Annotated in this window: 23 protein-coding genes, 1 tRNA gene and 1 pseudogene; 13 read left to right on the top strand and 12 right to left on the bottom strand. The window is 66.6% G+C overall.

What is annotated here, in order from left to right:
• The first annotated feature begins 166 nt into the window (after positions 1-166).
• Genes ACFXK0_RS08065 through ACFXK0_RS08055 form a run of 3 tightly spaced genes read left to right on the top strand, consistent with a single transcriptional unit; the run spans position 167 to position 2368 of the window.
• A complete protein-coding gene (locus tag ACFXK0_RS08065; RefSeq protein WP_379409214.1) occupies positions 167-1336 on the top strand; it encodes a serine hydrolase domain-containing protein in 1170 nt (389 codons plus the stop codon).
• Positions 1337-1372: 36 nt separating this feature from the next.
• Entirely contained in the window at positions 1373-1816 is a 444-nt protein-coding gene (locus tag ACFXK0_RS08060) for a DoxX family protein (RefSeq protein ID WP_379409213.1), read from the top strand.
• 39 nt (positions 1817-1855) lie between these two features.
• Entirely contained in the window at positions 1856-2368 is a 513-nt protein-coding gene (locus ACFXK0_RS08055) for a carboxymuconolactone decarboxylase family protein (protein WP_379409211.1), read from the top strand.
• Positions 2369-2418: 50 nt separating this feature from the next.
• Here the strand turns inward: ACFXK0_RS08055 and ACFXK0_RS08050 are convergent, their stop codons facing one another.
• From ACFXK0_RS08050 to ACFXK0_RS08035, 4 genes are read right to left on the bottom strand one after another with little or no spacing between them, the layout of a single operon-like run.
• Positions 2419-3783 (bottom strand): hypothetical protein, encoded by a 1365-nt coding sequence (locus tag ACFXK0_RS08050; RefSeq protein ID WP_379409210.1) that lies wholly within the window; start codon positions 3781-3783, stop codon positions 2419-2421.
• Positions 3752-5548, bottom strand: coding sequence for an SLC13 family permease (locus ACFXK0_RS08045; RefSeq protein WP_379409209.1), 1797 nt, complete (start codon positions 5546-5548; stop codon positions 3752-3754). The genes ACFXK0_RS08050 and ACFXK0_RS08045 overlap by 32 nt, the downstream gene beginning before the upstream one ends.
• Before the next feature lie 28 nt (positions 5549-5576).
• Positions 5577-7124 carry a YfcC family protein gene (locus ACFXK0_RS08040; protein WP_379409208.1) on the bottom strand — a complete coding sequence of 516 codons (1548 nt, stop codon included), beginning with the start codon at positions 7122-7124 and terminating at the stop codon, positions 5577-5579.
• Positions 7121-8503 (bottom strand): M20/M25/M40 family metallo-hydrolase, encoded by a 1383-nt coding sequence (locus ACFXK0_RS08035; protein WP_379409207.1) that lies wholly within the window; start codon positions 8501-8503, stop codon positions 7121-7123. The genes ACFXK0_RS08040 and ACFXK0_RS08035 overlap by 4 nt, the downstream gene beginning before the upstream one ends.
• Positions 8504-8745: 242 nt before the next feature.
• Here ACFXK0_RS08035 and ACFXK0_RS08030 point away from each other — a divergent pair, with 242 nt between their 5' ends.
• The gene (locus tag ACFXK0_RS08030) at positions 8746-9285 is read left to right on the top strand and encodes a hypothetical protein (protein ID WP_379409206.1); all 540 of its coding nucleotides are present in this window, start codon (positions 8746-8748) and stop codon (positions 9283-9285) included.
• A 9-nt stretch (positions 9286-9294) separates the two neighbouring features.
• Here ACFXK0_RS08030 and ACFXK0_RS08025 read toward each other — a convergent pair whose 3' ends face one another.
• On the bottom strand, positions 9295-10554 hold the full coding sequence (locus ACFXK0_RS08025) for a hypothetical protein (protein ID WP_379409204.1): 1260 nt from the start codon (positions 10552-10554) through the stop codon (positions 9295-9297).
• Complete coding sequence (locus ACFXK0_RS08020) at positions 10551-11714, bottom strand: hypothetical protein (protein WP_379409203.1); 1164 nt, start codon at positions 11712-11714, stop codon at positions 10551-10553. Before ACFXK0_RS08020 ends, ACFXK0_RS08025 begins: the two co-directional genes overlap by 4 nt.
• A 217-nt stretch (positions 11715-11931) precedes the next feature.
• Between ACFXK0_RS08020 and ACFXK0_RS08015 the strand changes: the two genes are divergently transcribed.
• From ACFXK0_RS08015 to ACFXK0_RS07995, 5 genes are all read left to right on the top strand, one after another.
• Positions 11932-13341: a DUF4041 domain-containing protein gene (locus ACFXK0_RS08015; RefSeq protein ID WP_379409201.1), complete on the top strand. Its 1410-nt coding sequence runs from the start codon at positions 11932-11934 to the stop codon at positions 13339-13341.
• A 20-nt stretch (positions 13342-13361) separates the two neighbouring features.
• Positions 13362-13730, top strand: a complete 369-nt coding sequence (locus tag ACFXK0_RS08010; protein ID WP_379409200.1) for a hypothetical protein — start codon at positions 13362-13364, stop codon at positions 13728-13730.
• The gene (locus tag ACFXK0_RS08005; protein ID WP_379409199.1) at positions 13727-15013 is read left to right on the top strand and encodes a tetratricopeptide repeat protein; all 1287 of its coding nucleotides are present in this window, start codon (positions 13727-13729) and stop codon (positions 15011-15013) included. Before ACFXK0_RS08010 ends, ACFXK0_RS08005 begins: the two co-directional genes overlap by 4 nt.
• A 558-nt stretch (positions 15014-15571) precedes the next feature.
• Positions 15572-16843, top strand: coding sequence for a hypothetical protein (locus ACFXK0_RS08000; RefSeq protein ID WP_379409198.1), 1272 nt, complete (start codon positions 15572-15574; stop codon positions 16841-16843).
• A gap of 145 nt (positions 16844-16988) precedes the next feature.
• Entirely contained in the window at positions 16989-18965 is a 1977-nt protein-coding gene (locus ACFXK0_RS07995) for an NB-ARC domain-containing protein (protein WP_379409196.1), read from the top strand.
• Here ACFXK0_RS07995 and ACFXK0_RS07990 read toward each other — a convergent pair whose 3' ends face one another.
• On the bottom strand, positions 18966-19592 hold the full coding sequence (locus tag ACFXK0_RS07990; protein ID WP_379409195.1) for a TetR/AcrR family transcriptional regulator: 627 nt from the start codon (positions 19590-19592) through the stop codon (positions 18966-18968).
• A 62-nt stretch (positions 19593-19654) separates the two neighbouring features.
• Complete coding sequence (locus ACFXK0_RS07985; RefSeq protein WP_379409194.1) at positions 19655-20503, bottom strand: hypothetical protein; 849 nt, start codon at positions 20501-20503, stop codon at positions 19655-19657.
• A 278-nt stretch (positions 20504-20781) separates the two neighbouring features.
• On the opposite strand from ACFXK0_RS07985, the gene ACFXK0_RS07980 reads away from it, so the two are divergent.
• Positions 20782-21804 carry an alpha/beta fold hydrolase gene (locus ACFXK0_RS07980; protein ID WP_379409192.1) on the top strand — a complete coding sequence of 341 codons (1023 nt, stop codon included), beginning with the start codon at positions 20782-20784 and terminating at the stop codon, positions 21802-21804.
• 24 nt (positions 21805-21828) lie between these two features.
• Here the strand turns inward: ACFXK0_RS07980 and ACFXK0_RS07975 are convergent, their stop codons facing one another.
• Entirely contained in the window at positions 21829-22167 is a 339-nt protein-coding gene (locus ACFXK0_RS07975; RefSeq protein WP_379409191.1) for a winged helix-turn-helix transcriptional regulator, read from the bottom strand.
• A 78-nt stretch (positions 22168-22245) separates the two neighbouring features.
• On the opposite strand from ACFXK0_RS07975, the gene ACFXK0_RS07970 reads away from it, so the two are divergent.
• Complete coding sequence (locus ACFXK0_RS07970; RefSeq protein ID WP_379409190.1) at positions 22246-23151, top strand: alpha/beta hydrolase; 906 nt, start codon at positions 22246-22248, stop codon at positions 23149-23151.
• On the opposite strand, the gene ACFXK0_RS07965 is transcribed toward ACFXK0_RS07970, so the two are convergent.
• Positions 23124-23936, bottom strand: a complete 813-nt coding sequence (locus ACFXK0_RS07965) for an SAM-dependent methyltransferase (protein ID WP_379409189.1) — start codon at positions 23934-23936, stop codon at positions 23124-23126. The genes ACFXK0_RS07970 and ACFXK0_RS07965 overlap by 28 nt on opposite strands.
• Before the next feature lie 187 nt (positions 23937-24123).
• Between ACFXK0_RS07965 and ACFXK0_RS07960 the strand changes: the two genes are divergently transcribed.
• A complete protein-coding gene (locus tag ACFXK0_RS07960; protein WP_379409187.1) occupies positions 24124-24561 on the top strand; it encodes a hypothetical protein in 438 nt (145 codons plus the stop codon).
• Positions 24562-24671: 110 nt separating this feature from the next.
• A tRNA-Pro gene (locus ACFXK0_RS07955) sits at positions 24672-24748 on the top strand.
• Between the two features lie 42 nt (positions 24749-24790).
• Here ACFXK0_RS07955 and ACFXK0_RS07950 read toward each other — a convergent pair.
• Both ACFXK0_RS07950 and ACFXK0_RS07945 read right to left on the bottom strand, forming a co-directional pair.
• The gene (locus tag ACFXK0_RS07950) at positions 24791-26011 is read right to left on the bottom strand and encodes a tyrosine-type recombinase/integrase (protein ID WP_379409515.1); all 1221 of its coding nucleotides are present in this window, start codon (positions 26009-26011) and stop codon (positions 24791-24793) included.
• A 160-nt stretch (positions 26012-26171) separates the two neighbouring features.
• Positions 26172-26357 (bottom strand): annotated as a pseudogene (locus ACFXK0_RS07945) (hypothetical protein); the annotation flags it as partial.

The following is a 26357-nucleotide window of genomic DNA, read 5'->3' as shown; positions in this document are numbered from 1 at the left end:
CTCTCCCTGGGAGTCGGTTCCTACGGTGCATTCGTGCCCACCACTGTCCATGGCGCCGCCGGAACCTGGAATCAGCTTGTCTACCAGCCATTTTCGGCGATGCGGTCACGTTCTGCCCGCGGCATCCGTCAGTGCAGCAGAAGCCGATCCGAGAGGAACCGACACCATGAACGAGATCGAAGTACACGGCACCGTCGCCGCGGGATACGAACCGGTGCGCGCCGAATTCGCCGCCGTGGTCGCCGAGGAGAACGGTGAGTCCGGCGCGCAAGTGGCCGCCTACGTTCGCGGCCGTCAGGTGGTGAACCTGTGGGCCGGTCCCGAGGTCACCGACACCACCCTGACCGGGCTGCATTCGACCAGCAAAGGCGCGGCCGGGCTGGTGATGGCGCTGCTCGTCCAGGACGGCGCGCTCGATATCGACCGGCCGGTCGCGCACTACTGGCCGCGGTTCGCCGCGGGCAAGGAACAGATCACCGTGCGCGATGTGCTCGTGCACCGGACCGGAATCGTCGGCGCCGACGGCGGTTTCACCGTCGCGGAGCTGGCCGACGAACAGCTCGTCGCCGAACGGCTGATCGGGCAGCGGCCCTGGTTCGCGCCGGGCACCGTGCACGGGTACGGAGGGTTCGTCATGTACGCGATCCTCGGCCAGGTGGTCCGGGCGGTCACCGGCAGCACCGTGCAGGAACTGTTCGAGCAGCGTGTGCGCGCTCCCTACGACCTGGATGTGTATCTGGGCCTGCCCGCCGAACTCGACCATCGCTACCTGCCGATCACACCGTGGCTGGCCACCCCGGAGATGGAGGCGGCGTTCGCGGCCAACTCGCCCAACCCGTACGGCGTCGCCGGGATCTCCTACAACCTCAACGCACGCGGATTCACCGCCGCCGATGTCATGGCATTGCCCAACGACGCGACGCTGCGCCGGATGGGGCAGGCCTCGGCCGGCGGAGTGGGTAGTGCGCGTGGCCTGGCACAGATGTACGCGGCCGCGGTCACCGGCATCGACGGGCGGCCCGCGTTGCTGTCGCTGGACACCATCGCCACCATCTCCACGATCCATTCCACCGGCACCGACCTGGTGCGCGGCACGCAGGCGCCCTACGCGCTGGGCTTCGAGGCGAAGAGCCTGCTGCATCCGTTCCTCGGTGCCCACGCGTTCGGGCACACCGGCTCGGCCGGCTCGGACGGATTCGCCGACCCGCACAGCGGCCTGACCTACGGCTACACCCGCCGCCGCGCCGCCTTCGCGTTCAACGCCCCCGAGAACGCGCGCCTGGCTGCCGCCCTGCACCGCGCCGCGACCCACACCGCGCTCACCGCGGCCGCCTGACCTCCGACAAACCGACCCACTCTGCAGGAGCAACACATGTCCACTCGCACCACGTCGATGATGTCCCGCGGCCTGAAACTCGCCCGCTGGGTTCCGGTGGCCGCCGTGCTCGCCGAAACCGCCGTCGGCGCCTACTGGGATCTGGCCCGGATCTCCTATGTCCGCGATTCCTTCGACCACCTCGGCTACCCGATGTACTTCGCGACCATCCTGGGCGTGGCCAAGACCGCCGCGCTCGCCACGATCCTGACCCCCGGCCACCCCCGCACCAAGGAATGGGCCTACGCCGGACTCGTTTTCGTCTACGGCGGCGCCGCCACCTCGCACGTGGCCGCCGGCGACGGCCCCGACAAATGGGCCATGCCGCTGTTCTTCGCCGCCGCCACTTTCGCCGCGCGGGCCTGGCTGCCCCAGGGCGGCTCCACCACCGCCTCGCTGCGCGCCCTCGGCACCGTGGGCCACCGGCCGCAACCTGCCTGACCACCACAGTTTCACCACAACAGAGAAGGAAAAACACTGATGAACGCCAACCTCACGACCATCGAGCGCACCGGTTCCCGGCTGCCGAACCCTCAGCAGCTCGTCCCCGAGCTCGGTGAGATCGGCGCGGCACTGTTCAAAGCCACCGGCAACGGCGCGATCCCCCGGACGACGATCGGCCTGATCCAGCTGCGCGCCGGACAGCTCGTCGGCAGCACCTACCTGGCCATCCTGCACAGCGGCAACCTGCGCGCCGCCGGCGAGTCCGAGGAACGGATCGCCTCGGTGGCGACCTGGCGCGACGCCCCCTGGTTCACCGACGCCGAACGGGTGGCGCTCGCCCTGGCCGAAGCCGTCCTGCAGCCCGCAGCGCATGGTGAACGGGTGCCCGACGAGCTCTACACCCTGGCCACCGAGCACTACGACGACAAAGCCCTGGCCACCCTGGCGATGGCCATCGGCCAGGTGAACTTCTTCGTCCCGCTCGCTCTCATCGGCCAGCCGATGCCCGGCCGCTCGCCGGCCGAACAGTGGACGCCCGTGGCGGACTGACCGTCGACCTGGAGCTGGGGTGTGGCCGTGCGGCCGCACCCCAGCTCTACTTATCTCGAGTTCGCGAAGATCGCGTATTGGGCCGCCGCACGCTGATGGACATCGAGGAGCTGATCACTGCCCACCACCGCCACATAGGAGCGGTAGGCGAGAATGCAGCTGTAGCGATTCTTCGCCGTAGGAGTCGCGTTCTCCACACACGCGGAATCCGGAACACCCGCCGGAGCCGGAGCCTCCCCGGCAAAGGGCATCGGGAACAGTTTCTCGGTCACTGCGCGTCGAGCGGATTCCGGATCCGCCACCTTGAACGCGACCGTCCCCGACGACAGGGCGACACGTTCGGCTTTCATGCGGTCCAGATTGGTGGCGGTGTACTCGCGGTCCTCGTACAACCCGCGATCGATGTAGTGCAGGAAGCCCTGCTTGCCGCTGACACTGTGGGTGCCGTTCGAGTCGGGTAATGGAATCTGGTGCGGGTTCAGCGTGCGGGCCAGCAAATGGTCGGGATCCCACGGCAGGGTGTAGGCCTGCTCGCCGGTCAGCGGCTGGGTTCCGGCCAGTGCCTCGATTTGCTTGGTGAACGCGGTTTCGGCGAGGTCGACAATGGCGGCCAGGTCGGGAGTCGGCGCGGACACCATGATGGCGATGACATAGGGGCCGCTGGCCAGGTACGCGCGCATATACGGTGAACCCGGCTGCCAGTGGGCGTGCGCGGTGGGATGACCGGGCAGCGAAACCCGCTCGTTGTGATCACGGTAGTTCGCGAAGTCGGTGTCGTTGAACTCCTGGGCGGCGGCCTTGGCGTGTTCGTCGTCCCACACCCGCGCCACTGCGATATTGGCGGTCAGCTCGTTCGCCCGGAGCTTTGTCGGCCAGTCGCTGTGATAGGGCCACTTACCTTGCGAGGTGTCACTCGACTTCGCCGAAACACCACCGGTGGCGAACCCGTAGAGCAACCCGTGCCGATCGACGATTTCCTCCATCTCATCGGACTTGCCGAAAAGCACTGTCAGGGAACTGTTCAAATGGCCGGCCGAACCCTGGTACTTCATTCGGGGGTCGATGTCGTAGGCGGTGATCGTGTAGTCCGAAAGGTACAGCCCGGCCACGGTCTTCATGTTGAAGAGCGGCGGAACGAACGGATCGTCATGGGCATTCAATGGCTCGGTCGGATACGAGCCCGTGTCCAACGTGCTCAGGTCGACTTCGCCCGGTGCGGCGGTGCCCGGCACCGTCGCACCACAACCCGCCACCGAACCGGCAATCAGGGCCGCCAGGCAAGCAGCACGGATCCGTGGTATCCCCCACATGAACGAAAACCCCTCCCACCCAAGACAAATCGGAGGGGATGCTACCGCAGGTCGCCGGTAGCGAGGCGTCGGCTCAGAAGTTCCAGACCACCGGCACGACGACAACGGTGACGATCAGGAACCACGCCAGCATCAGCAAACCGAGTTTCCAGTAGTCGCCGAATCGGTAGTTCCCGGGTCCCATGATCATCATGTTCGCCGGCGTGGCGACCGGAGTGAGGAACGCCGCGGCGGCGGCGACTGCCACCGTCATCAACAGGGGCAGCGGCGACACCGAGAGTTCCTCGGCGATCGCGACAGCGATCGGGACGACGATCAGGGCGGTGGCGGTGTTGCTGATGAGCTGGCCCAGCACGACGGTGACAGCGAACAGCCCGATCAGCAGCAGATGCCGGTCGAGATCGCCGAAGACGGTCAGGAACAGCGCGGCGAGCTGGTCGGCCGCGCCGGTCTCGCGGATCGCGGTGGACAGCGGGATCATGCCGCCCACCAGGATCAACGTGGTCCACGAGATCGAGCGGTGGGCTTGCTCGACGGTCAGCACCCGGCAGATGACGATCGCGCACGCGGCGAGCAGCGCCGCGACGGCCGCCGGAACCAACCCGGAGGCGAGCAGCGCGATCATCGCCGCGACGATCGCCAGCGCCGGTTTCGCGCCCGGTCCCATCGGCACCGTCTGGCGCCGGATCAGGTCGGGTTCGTGGACCACGCGGACGGCGGGATCGGCGATGTGGGCGTCGAGGGCGTTCCACGACCCACGCAACAGCAGCGTGTCACCGGCGCGCAGCGTCGCCGGTTTCGGTCCCAGGTCGTTGCCTGCGCGTTGCGCCGAGAGCAGCACGAGGTCGCCGCTGCTGGTGGTCATGCCGGGAAAGATCGTGTGGCCGATGAACTCCGAGCGTGGCGGGATCATCACCTCGGCGACCCCGTATTCGACGCCGATCAATTGATCGGCGCTGGTGTCGATGCGGGCACACGGGGTGAGCTCGTACTCCTCGACGAACTCGGCCACACTGTGCTGGGCCGCGATGACCACCGTGTCGCCGGCGGCGATCGGGCCATCGACAGGTGTCCGGTCTCCGCGCGCGATCCCCCGCAGGGTGGCGTCCGCCGGCAGCAGCGCCGCGACGGTCTCCGGGTCGGCGCCGACGAGTGCCGAGCGGGCGCCCACCGTCACCTGGATCAGGTCGTTGTGCAGGGCGTATTGCCGGGTCAGTGTGGTCGCCATGGCACTCAGATCCGGTGGCAGTGCGGCCGGTGTGGTCGTCGGCAGCAGTCGCGCGCCGAAGACGATCGCGATGACGATGACGCCCACCAGCAACGGCAGCCCGACGAGAGCGAACTCGAAGTAGCCGATCGGGCGCGCGCCGGCGTCGTCGGCGGCCTCCGAGACGATGATGTTGACCGGCGTGCCGGTCAGCACCAGCAGGGAACCGGCGTGGGCCGCGAAGGCCAGCGGCATCAACAGCTGGGAAGGCGCTCGCCCGACCCGCACCGCGAGCACGACAACCATCGGGATCAGCGCGGCCACAGCACCATTGACACTGATCAGCGCGGTCAACACCGCGCAGGCCAGCATCACCGACACCAGCAGCCGGGCCCGGCCCGCGCCGACTCTGGCGATCAGTTGCTGCCCGGCCCAGGCCGTGACCCCGGTCGCGTCCAGCGCCTCGCTGACGACGAACAGCGCGGCGATGAACGCGACCGTCGGGTCACCGAATCCGGCCAGTGCCTGGTCGAGGGTCAGGACCCCGGTGCCGTAGAGCGCCAGCGCCACCGCGAGCGCGACGACGCCGACGGGCAGGCGATTCCAGACGAACAGAACCACGGCCGCGGCGAGTACGAAATAGGTGACAGAGGCGGGATCCACATCAACCTTTCGATCCTCGAACGCCCGGCTATTCCACGACTGCCGCCACCGCGAGCGCGACACAGATGATGACGACATTGATCGCCATCAGCGGCCAGATGAAGCGGAGATATTTGTCGTAACCGACTTTCGCCATGGCCAACCCACCCACCACGACGACATTGGTCGGCGCGATGAGCATGGTCAGGCCGTGCCCCATCTGGAACGCGGTAATGACCAGTGACCGGCTGATCCCCGCGAAATCGCCGAGCGGTGCCAGCAGCGGCATCGCGAGGGTGGCGTGCCCGGAGGACGAGGGGATCAACACCGCCAGTGGAATGTTGACGATCATCACCAAGATGGCGAAGACGCCCGCCGCGGCTCCGTCGACGAGCGATTCCATCGCATTGAGGACGGTGTCGAGGGTTTGGGTGTTGGTCATGATGACCGAGACGCCACGCGCGAGCAGGATGACGATCGCAGGCCCGACCATGTCGCCCGCGCCCCGGGTGATCAGCGAGACGGTCTCCTTCTCCCCCATCCGCGCGACCACGCCGACGACGATCGCGGCGATGATGAACAGCATCGCCAATTGCGGGAACCACCAGTTGAGTTCGAACCAGTACGGCTCGGTGGCGGTTTCGTGGTACTGGTCGTATTCGGCCGGACCGGTGGCTGCCCCGAAAATCGCCGACCAGGGAATGACGGAGAAGATCATCAGCGCGAAGGTGAACGCGGTGATCGCCAGCACCCATTTCTGCGTCGCGCTCAGGTGTTCGTCGAGTGCGCTGTCGGGTGTCTCCCCGGTGTCGAATCCGACCAGCGAACTCGCCGGATCACGTTGCACGCGGGCCGCGTAGCGCAGCACGAACGCGACCGCGACGGCGGTGAGTACCACCCACAGGATGAATCGCAGCACGATGCCGTCACCGATCGAGACGCCGGCTTCACCCGAGGCCACCCCGATCGAGAACGGGTTGACCGTCGAGGCCATCGAACCGACGAGCGCGCCGATGATGATGGTCGCGGCCGCGACCATGCGGTCGTAGCCCATGGCCAGCATCAAGGGGATGACCAGGGCGTAGAAGCCGAAGGTTTCCACCGAGAAGCCCATGGTGGTGCCCAGGACCGAGAACAGCACCATGATCACCGCGATCAGCAGCCACGCTTTGTCGTGCAGCCGGGCGCCGAGCCGGCCGACGGCGACCTCGAGGCTGCGGGTGGCGAAGCTGACGGAGATGAACGAGCCGAGCGCCATGATGAACAGCACCACGCCGACCGAGCCGAAGAGCCGGCCGACATTGTCCGGATCGACGAATCCGGTGGTGAGGTCCTGAGTTCCGTAGAGGCCGTTGACCGGTGCCAGGATCAGCTGCTGGATGCGTTCCCACCACGACAGGGGCGCGGAAACCTCTTCGAAGGTGCCGGGGATCGGTGCGCCGTCGGCATCGGTGTCGAATCGCCCCGCGGGAATGAACAGCGCCGCTATCCAGACGAGCACCATGACGATCGCCAGCACGGTGACCGCGCCGGGGAACTCGAATTTCTTCCGCGGCGGAGTTTCCGCGACGGGTTCGGAGGTCATGTTCGTGCTCATCGAGTTGCTCCGTTTCGCGCCGCGGAACAGTTTGCGCTGTACTCGCGCAGGAACAATGCCTTCGCCAGCGTGGCCTTGGCCAGTTCGTCCAGCAGCACACGCTCGTTGGGGCCGTGGATGTTGGCATAGCCGTCGGTCGCCCCGAACAGCAGTTTCTCGGCGGCCGGGACCGCGGTGTGCAAGGCCATCACCAGCGGGATGGATCCACCGCCTGCCATCTGCCCGGCATCAGCGCCCCACGCCTGGCCGAGCGCGGAGACCGCGGCGTCGAAGGCCGGACCGCCGGTCGGTGCGGCGAACCCGTTGCCGACTTCGCCACCGGTGACGGTGAGTTCGATCCCGAACGGCCGCAACGTCCGCAGGTGGGCGATCACCGCTTCCTGTGCCTGCGCAGCGTCCTGCTCGGGGTGGACCCGCACATTCAGGACCGCGCGGGCCGAACCGGCGACGGCATTGACCGAGGCATCGGGCTTCGGTGCGTCGAAACCGATCACGGTGATCGCCGGCCCCGACCAGATCCGTTCGCCGATTCCGCCGGTTCCCATCAGCGGTGTCCCGTCCAGAACTTCTGCCAGTTCGCGGAACTCGGCGTCGGTGTAGGTGGTGCCCGTCCACGGTTCACGTCGCAGGCCCTGCACCGCGACATCGCCGGCGTCGGTGTGCAGCGTCGACAGCGCACGGATCAACGCCAGACGCGCATCGGGTGCCGCACCGCCGTAGAGGCCGCTGTGCTTGTCGGCTTCCAGTGTCCGCGCTTCCACGGTGACCTGGGCCGATCCACGCAACGCCACCGTCAGTGTCGGTGCGCCCGGCCGGACGCTGCCGACATCGGCGATGACCATCGCGTCGGCGCGGAACAGATCCGGGTGCTCGACCGGATAGAAGTCGAAGGGGCTGCCGAACTCCTCCTGGCCTTCGAACACCAGTTTCACGGTGACCGGTGGCCGGCCCGCATAGGCGCGCAGCGCTCCGATGATGCTGATGATATTGGCTTTGGAGTCCGCGGTGCCGCGCCCGTAGATGGCGCCGTCGCGTTCGACCGGTTCGAAAGGTGGGGTGTCCCACAGCTCGACGTCCTCGGCCGGCACGACGTCGTAATGGGTGTACATCAGCACCGTCGGCGCCCCGGGCGGGCCGGGCAGGGTCGCCAGGATCACCGGAGCGGTCTTGCCCTCGATCCGCAGATCCTCGATCTGCTCGACCCCGCTGGCCCGGAGCAATTCCACGACCAGATCGTGCGCCTGGAACAACGGTTCCGGCGGATAGCCTTCGGTGGCGATCGACGGTATCCGCACCAAGCGGATCAATTCGGAATACAGGTCGGGAAACAACGCACTGACGGCCTGCTCGATCGTGGCATCGGATATCGGTGTGGACACAGCAATCCCTCACTTCTGGTAGCCAGTGCGATCATCGGGTGCTCGAAAGGTTCGTTCAGTTTATGAACTATACGACCAGACTCCGCCGCCAGAGCACATTTCCGGCGATCGACACCAAAACCGCATGAATCGGTGTCGATCGGCAGAAACTCTTCCGGACTGCTTCGCCTGTGCGCGTCCCTCCATCGGCAGGCGAATACACAGCTATCCTGCCAATGGCAGACCATCACAAGGAGTGATCTATGCGCAGCTCGATATCCGCTCGCTCGGGAATCGCCTGTGCGGCAGCCGCACTCGCGATGCTGTCGTTTCCGGCCACCGCATTCGCCCAACCAGCGCCGGACAATCTCCCCGTCGACCTCACCACGACGGTCACCGGCACGACGATCGATTACACCGTGACCGATGTCCCCAATCGTCGTGACACTTTTCCGGTGATCCGCGGTGAATGCACCACCGCGGCAGTCGACACCATCGCCGCAGCCCCGATCCTGGGTACCGCCGCACTGAACTCACTGAGCGGACGACAGCCCGACGCCCCCGATCTGCTGCAACGCCTCATCGCCGCGGGCGCGGTCGCGGCGGGACCCCGCATCCAGATCGCCTCGAACACCGGAGAGATCACCGGCAGTTTCCCCGGGCTGGCACGCGGTGTCTACGTGGTGGTCACCCTCTGCAATATCAACCCGTTCGGGTTCGAATTCGATCCCGATCTCTTCGACGCCTCGCCCGCCGTCGTGACCGATCTCGGTTCAGGATCGGGGTCGGGGTCCGGGTCGTAGGAGCCAGCGCTACCTGGAGTTCGCGAAAATCGCGAACTGGGCGGCGGCGCGCTGGTGGGCGTCGAGGATCTGGTTGCTGCCCACCACGGCCACGTAGGTGCGGTAGGCGACCATGCAGCTGAAGCGGTATTTCGCTGCCGGGGTTTCGTTCTCCACACACGTGGAATTCGGAACGTTCGGTGGCGCGGGGGCGTCACCGGCGAAGGGCACGAGAAACCGCTTCTCGGTGACCGCGAGCTGTGCCGATTCGGGATCGGCGACCTCGATCCCGATCGTGCCCCAGGATTGCGCGACGCGTTCTGCCTTCATGCGGTCGAGCTGGATGCCGGCGAATTCCCGGTCCGCGTAGGACTTCTCGTCGACATAGTGCAGGAAACCCTGCCGGCCGGTGACCGTTTGATTGCCGTAGGAGTCGGGCACCGGGGTCCGTCGCGGGTTCAGGGTGCGAGCCAGGAGATGGTCGGGGTCCCAGGACATCGTGTGCATCTGCTCGTCGGTCAGTGGCTGGGTCCTGGTCAGGGCTTCGAGCTGGCGCGTGTACGCGGTGTCGGCGAGCCCGACGATGGTCGTCAGGTCGGGAGTCGGCGCGGAGACGAGCAGTGCGATGACATAGGGCCCGCTGGCGAGGAAGGCGCGCAGATAGGGCGAACCAGGCTGCCATTGGGCGTGCGCGCCCGGATGACCCGGGAGCATGACGGTCTCGTTGTGTCCCTGATAGGACGCGAAATCGGTGTCGTGGAAATCCTGCGCGGCGGCCGCGGCGCGTGTGGCGTCCGGGAATTGCATGACCGCGATATCAGCGGTCAGTTCGTTGGGAATGTTCTTCGTCGGCCAGCCGTCGGCGGATGGCCATTTACCCTGCGAAATATCGCTCATGCCGGCCGAGACCCCGCTGGTGGCGAACCCGTACAGCATCCCGTGCCGTTCGATGATCTCCTCGACGTCCGTGAAATTGCCGAAAGCGGACGGGAGCGTGCCGTGCAGATGCCCCTGCGAGCCTTGGTATTTCATCCGCGGATCGATGTCGAAGGCGGTGATCGTGTAATCGGACAGGTACACCCCCGCGACGGTCTTCATGTCGTAGAGCGGCGGAATGTAGGGGTCGTCGTGGGCGTTGAGCGGCTCGGTCGGATATGATCCGGTATCCAGCGTGGACAGATCGACCTCACCGGGCACCGCGCTGCCCGGCACGGTCGCACCACAACCCGTCAGCACAGCGGTGAGCAGGACAACGGAGCCGGCGACGCGACGACGCGAACCTCGTTTCATCGCGCATTCACCAACAACGCGTACTGGGCCGAGATCCGTTGCTGCGCGTCGAGCAGCTGCGAGGCCCACGTGAAGGCCGCGTATCGGCCCGCTGTCACCGAACAATAGAACCGGACCGCGAGCGGCTCCCGCCCGATGTACTCCTTGCAGAGCGCCGTCGGCAGGTTGACCGGCGCGTCCGTTTTCCGGAACTTCCGGCTGAGCCCACCCAGATCTTCCTGGACCCGCAGCGCGGCGGCATAGTCACGGGCCCGGTAGACCTCGGCTCCTTCGAAGGCGTACCGGTCGACACCGTTCTCGGCGACAGTGCGTGCCACATCGTCGGGCTCGGAACTGAAATGGACAGCCGTACGCCCCTCGTAGGCGCCGGGTGGATTCGTCCAGGAGTCCTCGAGTGGCCGTTTCAGCGTGCGGCCGAGCATGCCGTCGAGGTCGACCGGCGCGTTCATCAGCTGGTCGGACGGGGTCGGACGGAAGCCGGCGACCGCGGGCACGACCTTGTCGAGGCTTTTGTGGACCCACTCGATCAATGCGGGCCGGTCGACCTTCTTCAGGAAGATCTTCAGATAGTCGAACACCCACGTGTAGATCACGAGATTGCCGGTGGCGTACCAGACTCCGATCGACTGCTCCTGGGGCTGCCAGTGCGCGTGCGCATCCGGATACCGCGGGATCTCGATCGGTTCGTTGCGCGTATTGGCTTCGAAATCGACCCGTTCCAGGGCGCTTGCCGCCGCGGCGGCCTGTTGCTGATCGGGAAAGACCATCACCGCGTTGAGCAGATCGACCCCGTCGTTGCGTGGATGATTGCCCGCGCTGCTGATGAACCCACCGATGAATCCCGGTGCGGCCTCAGCGAATCGGTCGACGGCCATGATCCGGCCAAGCGCGCCTTCGGGATCGATGAAGACCCGCGGCATATACGGGTTCGGATAGACCAGTGCCGGGTCGATCTCCGCCGGTGCCGGAACGTAGTTGCCGAGCCGCTCGGCCTCGACGAACCTGGCCTGCTCCGCGTTGTCCGGCAGGCCGAGGTCACGTGGTGTGGTGGCATAGTTTCCGACATCGAGCCCGGCGATATCGATCACCGGTTCGACCGGTCCAGCCTGTTCCGGACTGCCCCCGCAGGCAGCGACCAGCAATCCCGCCGAGACAGCCACACACACGCGCCGAAACCGCGCACTCCCCCACATGACTCGAACATTCCTCCCGCCCAAGGTAAATCGCACGGATGCTACCGCGTCGCGATCGTTCGTGTCACAAACAGCCGCTGAGCAGCGACGACACGGCTCGAACCGAATCCACAGTGCGACAGCACCGTACGCCCGTGTCGGGAGAGTTGGCTATGCTCGACTCAGCAACTGCGATGGGGGGATCGTGAGCACAGCGCCGCCGAACTGGTACCCGGACCCGGACAACGACGGCATCGTCCGATATTGGGATGGCACGGCCTGGACCGAACAGCGCAGGCCGGTCGGCCCGGCGGCGCAGACCGGACCCGATACTGCCCCGGGCGCAAAGGTGCCGTTGTTCGGTGCTCGCGGCTTCGCGAAGCGGCAATCCCAGGAGCTGGCCGACGCGCTCGCGGAAAACCAGCGGCTACGGGGGCGCCTGGCGCAGACCGGAGGTCTCGAGGTCGCCGACCTCGAGCGGCTGCGCGACGAGCTGGCCACGCAGGTCACCGACCAGCAGACGCTGCTGGACACCGTCCTGGCGCAGCTGGCCGCGGCCGAAGCCGAGGTGATCCGCACCCGGGAGGAGAGTGTCCTGCAGGAGATCGGGATCTACGACTACCGGCATCCGCTGACGGATTCGGTCGCCTATCGCGACGCACTCGCGCGCCTGCAAGACGAGGTCAAAGGTATGGCGCGTCGCGACGGCGGCGCGATCGAGGCACAGAAGGCCTGGGTGGTCGAGGGATCGGCGGCCCAGGGCCGGAAGATGATCCGCGAGTACTCGAAACTCATGCTGCGCGCCTACAACGCCGAAGCCGACAACCTCGTGCGTGCGCTCAAACCGTACAAATTGCGCAGCGCGCTCGAACGCCTCGACAAGATCGCGCTCACCCTCGAACGGTTCGGCGCCACGATGTCGCTGCGTGTCGCGCCCGCCTATCACCACCTGCGTCGATACGAACTGGAGCTCACCGCCGACCATCTCGAACTGCTCGCCCGCCGCAAGGAATACGAACGCGAGGAGCGCGACCGCCTCCGGGAAGAACGTCGCGCGCACGAAGAACTCACGCGCGAGCAGACCCGGCTCGAACAGCAGCACCGACGGCATCGTGACGCGCTGGTAGCTCTCGAGGCCGGCGGCACCGCGGAGACAGACGCCATCGGCGCGCTGCGGGCGAAGCTGGCCGAGCTCGAATTGCAGATCAGCAGCGTCAAGAATCGTGCGGGTAATCTGCGCGCCGGCCACATCTACGTCATCTCCAATATCGGTGCGTTCGGTGCGGGAGTGGTGCAGATCGGCTTGACCCGCCGGTTCGATCCCTGGGAACGGATCCGCGACCTCAGCAACGCCTCGGTGCCCTTCGGCTACGACGTGCACACCTTGTTCTTCGACAACGACGCCGCCGGAATCGAAGACGAGCTGCACCGCAGGCTCGAACGTCAGCGGGTCAACAAGGTCAACCGGCGCCGGGAGTTCTTCTACGCCACGCCCGCCGAGGTCCGGTCGCACCTCGGTGAATTGACGACGGGAGTGCTGGAATTCACCGAGCTGCCCGAGGCGGTTCAGTACCGCCAAAGCCATCCCACGCCGGGCGACGGCGCCCCGCGATGACACAGGAGGACAATTCAGCCATGTCGAATCCGCAGAGCCAGTTGATGATTCATACCGACGGCAGCGCCGACGACCTGTTCCGGTTGAAGGACTGGCTCAACGGCACCGATGAACTGCGCGGCCGGGTGACGTTGCCGCCCAGCCGGATTCGCCCCGGTGAGATGGGTGGGCTCACTGAGGTTCTGGTCGTCACTCTCGGTGCGGGCGGCATCGCACCTGTGCTCATCCAGTCGTTGACCGGATGGCTCACCGCCCGTCGATCCGATATCAGCCTCACGCTGAAGACCGGTGAGCACACCGAACTCACCGTCGACCTCAAAAGGATCAAGCAGCCGGAGGTCGCCCAGACCCTGCAGGCCATGCTGGAAAGGTTCGACAACAGGCAATGACAGCGGCTGCGCATCGAGACGGCTGGCGGGCGGTCCTCATCGGGGTGAGCCGATACGCCGATGCCGAATTCACCGATATTCCGGCGGCCACCACCAATATCAGTGATCTCGCCGAACTCCTGACCGCGCCGACCGGTGGTGGCCTCGCCGCCGAGCACTGCACTGTGCTCGCCGATCCGGTGGACGCGACGGAGGTCGGCCGGGCGATCGCCACCGCGGCGGACGGAGCCGACGATGTCCTGCTCGTCTACTACACCGGGCACGGTGTCGTAGACCGGCGTGGTGGCCAGCTGTATCTGACGCTGCCCAACACCGACCACCACCACCCCGAGTGGGGTTCGGTGCCGTTCGCGACACTGCGCGACGAACTCCTCGAATGCCGGGCACGCACCCGCATCCTGATCCTGGACTGCTGCTTCTCCGGCCGCGCGTTCGAGGCGATGGCACCGGCCGCGGCCGCCGTGGACGGGCAGATCGACGTCCAAGGCACCTACACCATTGCGTCCTCGGGCCGGGATGTGCTGTCGATCGCCCCGGCGGGTCACCGGCACACCGCCTTCACCGGGGCATTGCTCCACGCCGCCGCCGAGACCGGTCTGACTCTCGACCAGCTCTACCGCCGGGTCGAGCAGATCCTGCACCGCGACGGTCACCCTCGACCACAGCGACGCAGCGTCGCCGGCGCGGGCGATCTGCGCCTGTTCACCGCGCCCGACGATGATGCCGCACCGGCCACCACCGAGACCGACAGCGAAACATTGTTCATCAGCGGCGGGCATTGCGCCGACCGAAACGACTTCGTCCAGGCGGAGGCATTGTGGCTACGCGCCGCGACACAAGGACACACCGGCGCGATGAACAATCTCGCCAATTCTCTCCTCGCCCGCAAAAAAGCCGGCGAAGCCTTCGACTGGTACACCAAAGCCGCCGAGCTCGGCAATACCGATGCCATGACCAATCTGGCACAACTGCTCTTCACGCTGAAACATGTCGACGACGCCGAACGCTGGTGCCGGCCGGCAGCCTCGACCGGATACACCGGCGCCATGTTCACCCTCGCCGTGATGCTCGACAAGACACACCGATTCGACGAAGCCATCACCTGGTATCGCCAGGCCGCGGACGCGGGTCACACCGACGCAATGCACAACCTCGCGATCCGGCTCCGTCATCGCGGGCAACTCTCCGAGGCCGCGGCCTGGTGGCGCAACGCCGGACACGCCCACCCGCAACGCACCAGCGACAAGCCGTGCGGGTTCGCCGCCCCGGCACGATCACGGTAATCAACCACCGGTCACCGACCTGTGGGCCTTCGCCGTGGCCCACCGCGTTACGGTGGTGCGACGAACAGCATGTAGGAGTGTCAGGTGCACCGAACGACGGAGCAGGGGGAACCGCCCGGATCAGCGCACCCGCCGTGGATCACGGTGCAGACCACGCGGACCGTGCTGATCGTAGTGCACACCATCACCGCGTGGAATCGGCTGTCGGATATTCTTCCCGTTTTCGATTCCGACCGTCGTATCCAGCTGGTTTTCACTTTTCCCGATGTTTCGAATGTCACCGGCGATGTGGAGCGGCAACTCAGTTCGTCCGGTGCGCGAACAATTCCGTGGAATCGCGCGGTGACGGATGAATTCGACCTGGCGATATCAGTACACCACAGCGGAGATCTCCACCAAATTTCGGCACCACTCGTATTACTGTCCCACGGAATGGGTTATAGTAAAATAGCTCGGGAATCGGGAATCGGGAATCGGGAATCGGGAATCGGGAATCGGGAATCGGGAATCGGGAACGTCTACGGTCTCGGTCGCGAATGGCTGGTGCGGGAGGGGTCAGTGCCCGCTGCGGTGGTGCTCTCGCACGCCGACGATCGGCTGCGCCTCGCGATCACCGCTCCCGAAGCTCTCCCGAACGCCGTGGTCGCCGGCGACCCCTGTTTCGACCGCATGCGAGCCAGCCGCCATCTCCGGCACACCTACCGCGCGGCCCTCGGCGCCACCGACGACACGACGATCGTCACAGTGTCGTCGACCTGGGGGCCGGGATCACTGCTGGGACAACACCCGGACCTGATCAACGACCTGCTCAGTGAACTCACCCTCGACGGCCACATCCTCGCCGCGATCGTCCATCCGAACGTCTGGTTCGCCCACGGCCCACTCCAGCTGCGCACCTGGCTGGGCGACGCGCTGCGATCCGGACTTCGCCTCATCCCGCCGGTCAGTGGCTGGCAACAGGCGGTGCTGGCCTCCGACATCATGATCGGCGACCACGGCGCCGTCACCAGTTACGCAGCCGCCCACGGCATTCCGACCGTCCTGGCGGCGTTTCCGCGCGCGGAGGTCGCCACCGGCTCGGCCGCGGATCTGCTCGGCGAGTTGGCACCGACGCTGCATCCGTCGCAGCCACTCCCCGACCAGCTCGCCCGGGCGATCACCACCCACGACAGCGTCCGGATGCGGGCGGTGACATCGCTGGCCACGTCCCGCCCGGGCGCCTGCCTCGACGCGCTGCGCTCCACGTTCTACGAGCTGCTGAACCTCACCGAGCCGGACCGGCCAGCACCCGAATTCCCCTATGCCGCAGATGATCTCACGCCGACGACCGCTCCGATGCTGGCATGCTGGGTCGCCTGTGAACCGGACCTGGACTATCCCGGCGCACCCACCGTCCGCATCCGTCGATGGCCTGCCGATGTGACGGCGCGGCGACAGCGCGGCCACCGCACCACCGACGCCTGCCTCGTGGTGCACGAAGATCATCCCCGGCGGGATCTCAACCGCAACGCCGACATCGTCGTGGTATCTCCACGTCCCGGTCTCGACACCGACGAACACCTGCGCCGGACACTGCGGCAGCGCCCATCGTGTTCGGTGACCGTAGCCGAGGTCGGCCCCGGCCGGATCCGCCTGTGCCACCGTGACGGCGGCCTGTCGGAGGCGATCATGCCGAACGCCCGCATCGCACCGATGCCGACCGCCTGCCTCGCGGCCGCGGCGCACACCGTCGCACTGAGCGGCGCGGCTGGCCGTGGCACCGTGACCATGCTGATCGGCGACCGGCGAATCACGTTCACCCGCAAAGACATCGGCACCGGTACTCGCTGACCTCCCGACGCGGCGCGGCTCACCCTGGCGTCGTATACAGTGAGCCACATCGACGCTGGTCACGGGGGAAGGCAGGTCAGTGAGCGCGAGTCCCACACCACCATGGGCGAACCCATTCGTGCCGCGGCAGCCGATCATGGACGACATGGCGGCACACGTCCGCCGGTGCAAGGACGCCGAGCTGCCCGCGCTGATGTACGTCTACGGACTCGAGGGACTCGGCGTTTCGTGCCTGACGGCCCAGTTCGGGAGGGAACACCGGAACCTGGTCGGCGATCAGACGGTCTGGCTCAGCGGGCGCCGTCGGGACGGCACCGTCGTGCCGGTGGGCGAATTGTTCAACAGGGCATTTCTCCAGCTGAAAATCTCGGCCGCCGATCAAGGCACCACCGAAGAAGAGAAGTCCGACAGTCTGCAACGGGTGTGGCAGGACCGACGATTCGCGCTCGTTCTCGACGACCTCGACAACCTGGGCCAGATTCAGCCGTTCATCCCCTCGGACATCCCCGGCGCGGTCGTGCTCGCAACCAGCCCCCTGCGACGGCGCACCCTGGAACAACGGGATTTCGCCGGTTTCACCCCGGATCTTCTCGACGACGACGCGGCACGGACACTGCTCGTCACCGGCATGAAAGACACCGCCGGCGAGCTCGACCCGGCGGTGATCGACGAATTGACAGATTTCTGTCACGGGCTTCCGCTGTTGGTGAAAGTATTGTCCGCCCAGATTCACGGTCGGCCGTACCGGGCGCACTATCTGCTGACGGAGCTACGGAATTCCGGGCTCCGCCCGCACCAGCTCGATGGCGAGATGCGGATACAGAAATTCCTCGACACCGCCTACAGCAATCTCGACGAGGCCGAAAAGGACGCCTACCGTCTGCTCGGGTTGCTGCCCATCGAAAACATCGGCTTGGACGCCGCTGCAGCGGTACTCGGCGCGGCCGACGGCGATGCCGTCTACCCGATCCTCGAACGACTCGTCGAATTGAACCTGCTGGTCCCGGTCGACCCGAACAACCCCCGTTATGCCTTTCACCCGGTCGTCCACCACGATGCCCGGGACCGGGCAACGGCCATCGACTCGCCCCCGGTCCGGGAAGCGGCCGTCAGCACCTGGATCACCTGGTATCTGCGCGAGACACTCGCCCGTGCCGCGGTGGTGTCGGATCGCTGGTGGGTGCGCCCGGTCACCGAACTGCTGATCGAGCTCCACAACGGCCGAGTCCCCCGATTCACCCGCCCGCAGGCTCTGGAATGGTTCGAGCTCGAAGGCGACAACGCGATCGCCGCCGTACGCGCCGCGCACGGTGCCCGGCTGCACCGTCTCGTCTGGCCGTTCTGTGTCGCGCTCTGGAAGTATCTGCACCTGCACGGGCTCCACGATGCGTGGATCGATATCCACCTGCTCGGCCTCGCCTCCGCCAGGACCGAAGAATCCGATCTCGGCATGCTGCAAATGACCTCCCAGCTCGGCGCCGTGTACCTGGAACTCCGTGAATTCGATTCCGCGCGTGAGCATTTCACGAAGTCGCTCGGCCTCGCACGGAAGCACCATCATGTCCTCGGCATGCAGAGCGCACTCGAATGGCTCGGAAAAATCGCCGCCGCCGAAGGCCAGTTCGATATCGCGCTCACCGATTACCAGCAGTCGTGGGATGTGATCGCGCAGGCCACCGACGAGCAGATCGCGCCCGCCGAACGAGCCCGTGCCTACGCCATCCTCTGGTTGCAGCGCGCTCGTGCCGAACTCGGCGCGGGCCGTCCCGACCGGGCACTCGCCGCCGCCGATCACGCGGTCGCCGCCTTCAAGCCACAAGCCACCGAAATCGACAACAATGCCAAAGCACATCTGATTCGCGGCCGCGCGCACTTCGCACTCGACGCGACAGCATCGGCGATCAGCGACCTCAGAACAGCCTTCGAACTCTTTGACGACGAACGAGTCGAGAAACAGAAGGCGATCACCAGCCATCTCCTCGGCGACGCGCACCGAGCCGCGGGTGACCCCACCGCCGCGCTCGAGAGTTATCGACTGGCGCTGGACTACTACCAGCGAGTGGGCAATATCGAAGCGGCCACAGTGGCCCACACGATCACCGAATTGATGGGTGACCGATAGTCAGGCCCGGCCGTGCAGGGTCAGCACACTATCGATACAGCGCGTGATGAACGCGTCGTCGATCGGCTTCTCCCCCACCAGCAACCGGAAATACAAAGGCGCGGAGAGTGTTTCGAGGACCTCCCGCGGATCGGTCCGATCGGCGAGTTCGCCCCGCTCGATCGCCCTGACGACGACCTGTGAGCTCTGGTCGAAGCGGTCGTTCCAGAACTGACGGCGCGCGGCCTCGACCTCGGGATCGGCCGACAGCGCGATGGCGGTTCCCAGTAGCCGCGCGATGCCGGGGCGCGTGATCAGCTGGGAGATCTGCTCGGCGAGTACTTGCAGATCGGCGCGCAGCGAACCGGTGTCCGGCACGGGGTTGCCGACGGCGGCCAGTTCGGTGACCGCTTCGGCGATCAAGGCCGTGCGGGTGCCCCAGCGCCGGTAGATCGTCGTCTCCGCGACACCGGCGCGGGCGGCGACGTCACCGATGGTCAGGCCCTCGATGCCGTATTCGATGAGCTGCTCGAGGGTGGCGGTCAAGACCGCCGCGCGCACCCGCGCCGAACGGCCCCCGGTCCGCTTCCGCGGAGCCGGCGCCGTCTCGCCCGGCTCGACATCGTCGGGACGCCCACGCTGATCCATGGTCCAGTTCTACTCGACGGACTGCCCGGGTGCCGAATGCGTCACCCGCGGTGACGCGACTTTCAGCGCAGGTGGGCCGAGATCCAGTTGCCGAATTCGCACGCGAGATGCCACTGGTGTTCGGCGATGTAGAGCCCCGGCAGCGCCGCCGGAAAGGCGACCGCGAACCGGCCGCGGAAACCGCCGCCGGGTTCGTCGCGGAACTGGTGGCGCACCCCGCCGATGACGAAACCGTCGGCCAGTGACGCGACACCGGCGAGCGTGAACGGGAAGGCCGGGTCCGGGGGCACCATCACCGCGGCGGTGTCGGTGTAGTCGACGAAGAACTGGCTGGCCAGCATCGCACCGCCGGTCACCTCGATGACTTCCTGACGGCCGTCGGGCAGGGTCGCGATGAGGTAGTGATCCGGGCAGGCGTCGGTCCAGACCGGACGGTCATCGGTCACCAGGGCGCGGTCGAGCCAGTCCAGGAACCCCTGCGCGGTGCCCCGATCACTGGCGATCTCGGTGATCGCGTATTGCCAGCGCCCGGCCGAGGCGGCGATTCCCGTGCGCGCGGCGGCTTCGGAAGCGACGAGTTCCGCGGCGACCAGTTCCCTGATCCCTTGCTCACCGATCGTCAGCCGGGCGCGTGCGAGCGCCGCACGCGCCGCTCCGATGTCGTCGACGGTGGATTCCAGCCGGGCCAGTAGCGAGTCCAGTTCACCGGCCAGCACGCCGACGTAGTCCCTGCGCAATCGCGCGGCCGCCACCGAGACCCGTCGCTTCTCCCACTCCACGACCTTCGCCCGGTCGATCGCGACTCCGTCGATGAAGGTGCGGAGCCCGTCCGGCGGGGCCGCGAACGACGTGGCGGTACCGAGGGAGGCCGCGGCCAAGCCGGCGGCCGTGGTCGCCGCGGCACGGGTCATGAAACTTCTCCTGGACAGCATCGACCAATTCCTCTCGGGCACTTGCTCGTTCACGACCGTCAGCGGATCGGCGAGCTGGGGCGTTTTAACGCAGGCATTCCTTGCGTTAAGACGGCATCGGCCATTGCCGGCGCACTGTCTATGGGTTGCGCCCGATTAACGCTAGATTCACTAGCGTTTGCATCGCACCCAAGTTGCCGGAATGGCAATTCTTCTTGCTGGATTCAATCGGATTCGGCAAGTCTGACCGGATGTCACCGACGCACCAAGGAAGCCTGATGACCAACGCGGCGCAGCCGTCGACTCGCCACGTCCACCGTCTCACCCGCGCGCTCTGCCTCACCGCCGTCGCGATACTGCTCACCCTCTACACCGCAGCCTGCACCCCGGCGACGCAGGTTCCCGACTACGCCGCGGCCACCCACGACGACCCGGATTTCGCACCGGACTTCCGGCACGAATTCGCCGATGTCGACGGTGTCCGCATGCATTACGTCACCGGGGGAACCGGCACGCCGGTGGTACTCCTGCACGGCTGGCCGCAAACCTGGTACGGCTGGTGGCAGATCATGCCCGAACTCGCCGAGCACCACACCGTGTACGCCGTCGACCTTCCCGGATTGGGCGACAGCACCGGCTCACCGAGCAGCTACAGCACCGCCACCCTGGCGCGCTACGTCCACACGCTGATCGCCGAACAACTCGGGGTGCGTGACGCCCAGGTGGTCGGCCACGACTTCGGCGCAGCGGTGGCATTCCACTACGCCGCCCAGTTCCCCACCGACACCACCGGTCTCGGATATCTCGACCTGCCGCTACCCGGGCACGCGGTCGACGCATCGACCTACCGCGCGATGAGCTGGCACATCGCCTTCCATTCCCAACCGGGTGTCCCCGAGGCGGTGGTCAGCGACGACGTCCGCGACTACCTGGCCCTGTTCTATCCCCAGGTTTCCTTCGGCGGAAGCGCTTTCGGCGGCACCTCGCAGCAGTCCCCGTTCACCGACCCGGAAATCGACGAATACGCCCGGACCTACAGCCGGCCCGACCACCTCACAGCCGGTTTCGAGCTGTACCGAGCGCTCGACAGCGACGTCCGCGAGTCGATCGAAGCAGCACCGACCGATGTCCCGACTTTGCTCCTGACCGCACAGGGCCAACTGGACCCGGTCCGCGCGAGCGTGTCTGCCCGGCTGACCAATATCGTGCGGGCCAGCGACGTGCCCAACGCCGGCCACTGGCTCGTCGAGGAGAACCCGGACTTCGTCACCACCGAACTACTCGGCTTCCTCCGCGAGTGAGCGCCACCCTGCCGATCGGGTCTGTCAGGCGTCCGGCTCGGCGTGCTCGGACGCCCAGGCGCAGATCGCGGCGAGCGGTTGTTCCAGGGACTTCCCGAGCTCGGTGAGCTGATACTCGATATGCTGTGGCGCGCTCGCTCGCAGCACATGACGCTCGACCAGGCCGTCGGATTCCATGCCGCGCAGGGTCTCGGTCAGCATCTTCTGGGTGATTCCCGGGAGCCGCTCGCGCAGCCGGGCGGGCCGGTGCGGTCCGTCCAGCAGTGCGTAAACGACCAGGATGCGCCATTTCGCGGACAAGCGTTCCAATGCCCTGCGGGTGGCGCAGGACTCCTCCAGCACGTCCGGGATGAACAGACTCACCGCGTTCTCCTCGGGGCTCATGGGCACGCAAAAGTGCCTTCTGTCGCTGCGTGACCGAGTGACCTAACGTCGCTGAGTATGACAGCGAGAACCGAACCGTTCACCTTCCATATCGGCCAGGACCGGCTGGCCGGCGTGCTGCACCTGCCCGCCACCATCCCCACCGCGGCCGTCGTCACCACCGGTCCGCTGACCTCGGTCAAGGAACAGGCCACCGGCGCCTACGCACGCGCGCTGGCCGAGCGCGGTTTCGCCGCCCTCGCCTTCGATCATCGTACTTTCGGCGAAAGCGAGGGCGAGCCACGGCAATTCGAGAATCCCCTCGGCAAGGCCGACGATATTCGCGCCGCGGTCACTGCCCTGACCGCGGACGAGCGCACCCGCGAGCTGCCGGTCGTCGCGGTCGGCGTGTGCGCCGGCGCGGGATACATGGCGCGCGCGGTCGCCGACGATCCACGCATCCGCGCCTTCGCCGGAATCGCCGGATACTATTCCGACGCAACGGCTTTCCCGCCGGACGCGGCCGTGCTGGAACGGGGCAGAGCCGCCGAGCAACGCCGGCGCGACACCGGTGTCAGCGAGACCATCCCCGCGGTGGCCGAGGACGCCGGCGATGTGGCCATGCCGCTGCGGGAGGCCTACGAGTACTACGGCACGCCCCGGGGCGCCGTGCCGAATTACACCAACGGGTTCGCGGTGCAGTCGCTGGCCTACACCGGCCCGTTCGACGCACAGGCGGCGGCGCCACGGCTGTCGGTCCCGTTCCTGATGGTCCATTCCGAACACGCCCTCGCCCCCGCACTCGCCCGGAAATTCTTCGCGGCCGTGCCTGGAACCCGCGCGGAGCTCTGGCTCGAGTCGGTGGGCCAGATCGACTTCTACGACGACAGCCACCTCATCGACGCCGCCACCGATGCCGCCGCGGCACATTTCCGGGCCGGCCTCGACGACCCGACTCACACCTTGCGACCCACCGCGCCGTAGAGCGAGATCTGCTTGTCGTAGCTGCGTGGGCGATCGATACCTTCGTTGCGCCATCGGTGGATCACCTCGACACCCGGCGACACGAGTTCGAGCCCGTCGAAGAATCGCGCGACTTCCGCACGGGTACGCGGCCGCACCGCGATCCCACGATCGGCATAGACCTGCAGCAGCCGGGCCATACCGTCGGGATCGTGGTCGCCGTCGTCGAAATCGGTGGTCACGTGCGACATCGCGAGATACGAACCCGGCGCCAACGGTGCCATCAGTGTCCGAACGATGTCGTAGACGTCGCCGGGCACGAAATGCAGCAACGCCATCAGCGACACCGCGACCGGCTTAGACAGATCCAGCGTCGCCGCCAGCTCCGGCGCGGCCAGAATGGACGCCGGATCCCCGGCATCGGCCTGCACGTAGGCGGTGCTGCCCTCGGGGGCGCTGACCAGCAGCGCCCGCGCGTGCGCGAGCACCAGCGGATCGTTGTCGACGTAGACGATCCTCGACTCCGGGGCACTCGCCTGGGCGACCTCGTGCAGATTCGGCGAGGTCGGGATACCGGTACCGATATCCAGGAACTGCCGAATACCCTGCCCGACAAGGTAGTCGGTGGCATGACGCATGAAATCACGGTTGGTGCGGGCGGTCAGCCGAACCGACGGGAACTGCTGCAATGCCTGTTCAGCGGCGACACGGTCGGCCTCGTAGGAGTCCTTGCCCCCGAGGAAATAGTCGTACATTCGCGCCGAGTGCGCCACGTCGGTGCGCAGGTCGACAGGGCTCTCAGACACAGCGAAGCCTCCTCGTACGTGGGAATCTGTACCCCAGCAGGTATACCGCATTCCGGCATCGGTTTCCCGAGAAGGCATGCAGGACAGGTGAACCGCCGAATCGAAGGACGAAACACCTGGGCGTCGGGCGGCCGGGGACAGCGCCCGGCGGCGATGATGTGGCGACGTCACGAGGAGGTCCGGGACGATGGGGACAGTCGGCGATCTGTGGGCAGCCGGGCAGAAACCGTGGCGAGACGGGCTGTACCGGATCGATGACACCGGCGCCAACCTACTGGTCGACGGCCCGGGGGCCTACCACCCGGATGCGGGCCAACCGATCCCCTTCCAGCTCGGCGGATCGTTCGACGTGGCCGCAGCCATCCACGAGGACGGCGCCGACGACGTCGACATCTTCTTCGACACCCCCCTGCCCAACGGCGACGGCCGGATGACCGGAGGCGGGGGTTCGATGGGAAACATCGGCTGGTTCGCACGCCTCGACAACAACGGCGCCCTGCGATGGATCGCGACGATGTTCTACTCCAACCCGTTCACCAGCGTGCACTACGAAGCCACAACCGCCGTCTTCACCAACGACTGGCGCAACCAGCTACGCCTCGACCTCGCGGCCGCCGCCCGATGAGTGGCATCCACGGCCCGAAAACCGGCTGGAAAGTGCCGCCTACCAGCCGATTAGTACCTACACGGAATGGTGCGGTAATCTTTTCGAGCACCCAGCAACGGGGGCAAGAACGGGCTGTGGCGCAGCTTGGTAGCGCACCTGACTGGGGGTCAGGTGGTCGCAGGTTCAAATCCTGTCAGCCCGACCACGCAAAAATCCCCTCCGACCTGCGTCGGAGGGGATTTTGCTGTCACTGGACGAGTCGGAGCTTGGGACCAATTTGGGACCGTTTCGGCGCTCTCAGGTGCGCGGAGAGCATGTCGCCGTCTGCCTGCAACGCGACGATGTCCGGGTGTAGGTACCGCTGTGTGATCCTCGGATCGGTGTGCCCGGCGATCTGCTGTAGCCGGTGGATCGGCACCCCGGCATCGGCGAGCCAGGTGAGCCCGGTGTGCCGGAGGTCGTGCCGCCGCAGGTGCTCGTAGCCGAGCGTGGCGACGACGGAATCCCAGTGCGTCGCCTTGCGTAGCACGCCAGTTTGGATCTTGCCGCCGCGCGGCCCGACGAACAGACGAGCCTCCGGCTTGTCCTTCCGCGCCCGGATTCGATCGAGCAGCATGGGCCGAATCTCTTCGATGATCGGAACGCGGCGTGCGCGCTTGCCCTTGGTGCCCTTGTCCAGCATTCCGCCCGGTCCGGGTGAGGTCTGGCGCCGTAGGTTCCAGATCCACTGCTCGGTGTCGATGTCCTTGACGCGGACGCCGGAAACCTCGCCGATGCGGGAGGCGGTGCACGCCGCGAACGTGACCACGTCGCCCCAGCCCTGGAACTGGTCGGACGAGGCCGCTACGAGCGCGGCCGACAGCTGGGTCAATGCCGCCCAGTCCGGCAGAGCGAGCGATCGAGGGTCATCGAGTTCGTCCTCGATTCGCTCGAACTGGGATTGCCAGCCGGACACCTCGACACGGTTCCGCTCGATTACCTCGTCACGGACCGCCTGATCCAGCACCCGCGCCAGCACAGCAAGACTGTTCTTGACCGCCGACCGGCTGACACCCGAGGCGATCCAGTTCGTCACCGCACGATCAGCCATACCGGCGGTCACCATCGTGACCGGAAGGTGGCCGAGCGAAGGCACCACCCGCCGGTTCCACGCCGGTTTGTAAGCGTCGCCGACCGTCTTCAGTTCGACGCCACGCATGGCGGCCTTCCAATGGGCGTTTCCGAAGTCCTTCAGCGTCGCCGTGGCCGTCTTCGGATCGACGCCGCGGGCTGCCGCGTTCTTGATCCCCGACACCCATTCCTCGGCTTCCTCCCGGGTGCCGAAGGATTCGGACTTGGATGGCCGTGCCTTGGTGTTCGGGTCGGTCCAGCGCACACGCGCTCGAAAGCGGCTGGTCTTCCCGCGCTCTTCGATGTCGGCGCGGATCTCCACGCCGAGCGGGATGGTGTGAATTGGTTCGGTTGTCATCACGCCGCCCGAGGATCGACGCGGCTTGCGCGCAGGTACTCGATGATGTCCGCACCGAGATAGCGCGTCACGCGGCCAGCCAGGTGGAAGAACGGCGGTCCCTGCGGAGGCGTGGCGCTGCGCCAGCGCCGCAGACTGGACGGGTCGACCTTTAGAGCTCCTATCCAGTTCGATTGCTGAGGCGTCGCCAACAGATCAGTGCCGCACCAAGATTCATGAACCCGTAGTGGATGTCGGTACGACGTTCCCATCGGATGGCCAAGCGACGGTACTGATGGAGCAAGGCGATGGTTTGCTCCACGATCCACCGGCCGGCGGTGACCTTGTCACGAGTTCCCCGGCGCGG

Source organism: Nocardia sp. NPDC059177, from assembly GCF_042755165.1.
Lineage (GTDB): Bacteria > Actinomycetota > Actinomycetes > Mycobacteriales > Mycobacteriaceae > Nocardia.
Note: the sequence above shows the minus strand (reverse complement) of the source record. Positions and strands in the feature narration are given on the sequence as shown.

What these genes read in the sequence shown, in the direction of transcription:
- ACFXK0_RS08055 (WP_379409211.1), top strand. Translation starts at nt 1,856, where the DNA reads ATGAACGCCAACCTCACGACCATCGAGCGCACCGGTTCCCGGCTGCCG.
- ACFXK0_RS08005 (WP_379409199.1), top strand. Translation starts at nt 13,727, where the DNA reads ATGACAGCGGCTGCGCATCGAGACGGCTGGCGGGCGGTCCTCATCGGG.
- ACFXK0_RS07970 (WP_379409190.1), top strand. Translation starts at nt 22,246, where the DNA reads ATGACAGCGAGAACCGAACCGTTCACCTTCCATATCGGCCAGGACCGG.
- ACFXK0_RS08010 (WP_379409200.1), top strand. Translation starts at nt 13,362, where the DNA reads ATGTCGAATCCGCAGAGCCAGTTGATGATTCATACCGACGGCAGCGCC.
- ACFXK0_RS08065 (WP_379409214.1), top strand. Translation starts at nt 167, where the DNA reads ATGAACGAGATCGAAGTACACGGCACCGTCGCCGCGGGATACGAACCG.
- ACFXK0_RS08025 (WP_379409204.1), bottom strand. Translation starts at nt 10,554, where the DNA reads ATGAAACGAGGTTCGCGTCGTCGCGTCGCCGGCTCCGTTGTCCTGCTC.
- ACFXK0_RS07995 (WP_379409196.1), top strand. Translation starts at nt 16,989, where the DNA reads ATGGCGGCACACGTCCGCCGGTGCAAGGACGCCGAGCTGCCCGCGCTG.
- ACFXK0_RS08060 (WP_379409213.1), top strand. Translation starts at nt 1,373, where the DNA reads ATGTCCACTCGCACCACGTCGATGATGTCCCGCGGCCTGAAACTCGCC.
- ACFXK0_RS07960 (WP_379409187.1), top strand. Translation starts at nt 24,124, where the DNA reads ATGGGGACAGTCGGCGATCTGTGGGCAGCCGGGCAGAAACCGTGGCGA.
- ACFXK0_RS07980 (WP_379409192.1), top strand. Translation starts at nt 20,782, where the DNA reads ATGACCAACGCGGCGCAGCCGTCGACTCGCCACGTCCACCGTCTCACC.
- ACFXK0_RS08030 (WP_379409206.1), top strand. Translation starts at nt 8,746, where the DNA reads ATGCGCAGCTCGATATCCGCTCGCTCGGGAATCGCCTGTGCGGCAGCC.
- ACFXK0_RS08040 (WP_379409208.1), bottom strand. Translation starts at nt 7,124, where the DNA reads ATGAGCACGAACATGACCTCCGAACCCGTCGCGGAAACTCCGCCGCGG.
- ACFXK0_RS07950 (WP_379409515.1), bottom strand. Translation starts at nt 26,011, where the DNA reads ATGACAACCGAACCAATTCACACCATCCCGCTCGGCGTGGAGATCCGC.
- ACFXK0_RS07985 (WP_379409194.1), bottom strand. Translation starts at nt 20,503, where the DNA reads ATGACCCGTGCCGCGGCGACCACGGCCGCCGGCTTGGCCGCGGCCTCC.
- ACFXK0_RS07990 (WP_379409195.1), bottom strand. Translation starts at nt 19,592, where the DNA reads ATGGATCAGCGTGGGCGTCCCGACGATGTCGAGCCGGGCGAGACGGCG.